Source organism: Arthrobacter agilis, from assembly GCF_002953615.1.
Lineage (GTDB): Bacteria > Actinomycetota > Actinomycetes > Actinomycetales > Micrococcaceae > Arthrobacter_D > Arthrobacter_D agilis_B.
The window spans coordinates 3327769-3330868 of sequence record NZ_CP024915.1 but is presented as its reverse complement, the minus strand read 5'-3'; the positions used below and the strand labels follow the sequence as shown (position 1 = coordinate 3330868).

Sequence of the window (3100 nt, the reverse complement as noted above, 5' to 3'; positions counted from 1 at the left end):
CTGCCCGCCGCTCCCCAGGACTTCCAGGAGACCGAGCTGACACGCGCCGAGTTCGACGAACTGCAGCAGACGCCGCCGGAGTGGCTCGCCGGATTGCGCCGCACCGGCCCCCACCCCCGCCCCGTCGTCGCGCAGAAGCTCGGGATCTCCATCGGCGGGCTGGCCCGCGGAGGCATCACGGATCCGCTGACGAGCGAGCAGATCACCGCCCTGCTGCAGGATCCGCCCGCATGGCTGGTCGCGGAGCGGTCCACGCAGGCCGCCGTCCGGGCCGAGGCCGCACGCGTCAAGGAACGCGACGCCGCCCGCAAGGCATCCGACGCCTGACCTGCCCATCCCGCCTGCCTGACCCGCACCCGGCCGGTCCGTAGCCGGCCCTCGGGCGGCACTGTCCGGCCTCCCGGCAGGGTGTCGTGGACGTGCCTGCGACCACCCTGATGAAGGCCGCACCCACCACAGGCATGCCCTTTTTCAGCGGAGGCGCGCCGATTGACTTAATCGAACACGTATTCGAATATTGACGAGTGACGCCTCCACCTGCCGGCTCCGCCCTCGACCGGGATGAGCCTTCCTCCACCCCCCAGGGCACGTCACGCCCGGGGACCGGCACCCCGCACACAGCCCTCCACGGCAGCTCCACGGCCGATGTCGCCCTCGGCCTCCAGGCCCGCATCAACAGCATGCAGGCCGGGAAGCTGGACTCACGAGGGATGCCCACCGTACCCGCCCTCGCCCGGATCCTGCCCGGTGGAGGCCTCCAGTCCGGGGGCTCCTACGCCGTCCGGAACTCGACGACGATCGCCATGGCCCTGCTCGCGGGCCCCTCCGCGACAGGGGCGTGGTGCAGCGTCATCGGTGTGCCGGACTTCAGCGTGGAAGCGGCGCAGGGCTTCGGGATCAACCTCGACCGCCTCATCCTGGTCCCGGATCCCGGGACCCAGTGGCTCACGGTGACGGCAGCCCTCGTGGACGTCGTCTCGATCGTCCTGACCCGGGCCCCGGAACACCTCGCGCCCACCGAAGGGGCACGGCTCAAGGCACGGCTGCGCCAGCGCGGCGCGGCACTGATCACCCTGGGCACCTGGCAGCAGAGCGACTCCACACTCGGTGTCGCCGAGAGCGCCTGGGAGGGCCTCGGCTCCGGGACCGGCCACCTGAGGGCGCGCCGCATGAAGATCACCGCGACCCAGCCCTCCGGCCGGCTCCGCCACGCCTATGTGGAACTGACGGACCTCCAGGGTGCCGCTCCGGGCGGGACCGGGGTCCAGGACGTCCTGCAGCCGGATCCCCGGTCCGACGGCCGCCCTGACGCCGCCTTCGGCACTGCTTCCGGCGCCCTGTTCGAACCCCGGCTGATGAAGTCCTCGTGACATCCGCCCTTCCCCCGGCAGCTCCCGGCACCTCGGCCACGCGGACCATGATGCTCTGGTGCCCGGACTGGCCCATCACCGCGGCACTGCGCGACCACGCACTTCCCGCGGACACCGCGCTCGTCCTCGTCGACCGCGGGGAGGTCTTCGCCTGCTCCCCGGCAGCACGGCAGGACGGCGTGAAGAGAGGCCTCCGTATCCGGGAGGCCCAGGCCCGCAGCGCGGGGCTCGTCACCCTCGCCTACGACCCCTCGCTCGACGAACGCACCTTCGAGCCCGTGACCGCGGCCGTGGAGACCATCATGCCCGGCGTCCAGGTCCTCCGCCCGGGACTGTGCGCCGTCAAGGTCAAGGGGCCCTCGCGCTACTACGGCAGCGAGGGCAGGGCCGCGGACATGGTCTTCCGGACCCTCGCAGCCATCGGTCTCACGGACGTGCGCATCGGAATCGCCGACGGCTCCTTCGCGGCCGAGCACGCAGCCAGGGCCACGGATCAGCTGGAGGACCCCGACGCGGACCAGCTGGTCGTCATCCCGCCGGGCCGCTCGGCCTGGTTCCTGAGCAGCTACCCCCTCGAAGTCCTCGAGCAGCCCAAGCTCACCGTGCTGCTCAAGCGCCTCGGCATCCGGTCCCTCGGTGATTTCGCGGCGCTCGGCGCAGCGGACGTCCGCAACCGCTTCGGCGTCGAGGGCGCCCTCGCGCACCGCCAGGCGAGCGGACTCGACCATCGGGACGTCGTCGCCCGGAAGCCGCCACCCCACCTCGACACCGTCGCCGACTTCGAGCCGCCCCTCGCCCGTATCGACCAGCTCGCATTCGCCTTCCGCACGCGGGCCGGTGAATTCGTCGACACCCTGCGCGGGGCAGGACTGGTGTGCACGGCCCTGCACGTCTCGCTGCACACGGAATCGGGCGAGGTGTCGGAGCGCCGGTGGCAGCACCCGCGCTGGTTCGACGCCGACGACGTCGTCGACCGCGTGCGCTGGCAGCTCCAGGGCACCTCTGCGTCCGACCACGGCCTGACCTCCGGCATCACCCGGGTCCAGGTGGTACCCGACATCGTCGAGGACCTCGGCGACCACGCGGACGGTCTCTGGGGGACGGGGCCGGACGAGGGCATCCACCATGGCCTGGCCCGCGTGCAGAGCATGCTGGGCCACGGCGCCGTCCTCACCGCGATCATCGCCGGCGGGCGGCTCCTGGCCGACCGCCGGGTCTTCATCCCGTGGGGGGACGCCCCGTCCTCGCCCACCAGGGTGCCGGTCAAGGACCGCAACCAGCCCTGGCCCGGCCGCCTGCCCGGCCCGGTGCCGGCCACGGTGTTCGCCGATCCCGTGCCCGCCGTCGTCGTCGATTCCCGCGGCAACCCCGTCGACGTGGATCCGCGCGGCCTCCTGAGCGCCGACCCCGCCTTCTTCAGCGCCGGGCCCGACGACGGCCGGCGGCCCGTGCACTCCTGGGCCGGCCCCTGGCCGATCGACGAACGGTGGTGGGACCCGAAGGGACGCATCCTCAACCGTTTCCAGCTGGTCGACCAGTCCGGCTCTGCCTGGCTGCTGCTCCTCGAGGACCATGCCTGGTGGGTGGAAGCCGGCTACGACTGACCGCGCGGAGCGGATCCCGGGACAACCACAGACAGCACGACATCCAGGAAAGGGAGGGACGCCATGGGCTGGAACAATCCACCGATTCCCTGGTCGGACTTCGAACGGAGTCTCTCCGACACCCGG

General features: G+C 72.1%; 3 protein-coding genes. All 3 read left to right on the top strand.

From position 1 onward, the window contains the following. The coding region (locus CVO76_RS16350) for a DUF5997 family protein (protein ID WP_208740141.1) at nucleotides 1-327 on the top strand (327 nt) is incomplete at its 5' end. A gap of 197 nt (nucleotides 328-524) precedes the next feature. Further along, complete coding sequence (locus CVO76_RS16345) at nucleotides 525-1370, top strand: hypothetical protein (protein WP_208740140.1); 846 nt, start codon at nucleotides 525-527, stop codon at nucleotides 1368-1370. Then, on the top strand, nucleotides 1367-2974 hold the full coding sequence (locus tag CVO76_RS16340; RefSeq protein ID WP_244186062.1) for a DNA polymerase Y family protein: 1608 nt from the start codon (nucleotides 1367-1369) through the stop codon (nucleotides 2972-2974). The genes CVO76_RS16345 and CVO76_RS16340 overlap by 4 nt, the downstream gene beginning before the upstream one ends. The last annotated feature ends 126 nt before the right edge of the window (nucleotides 2975-3100 follow it).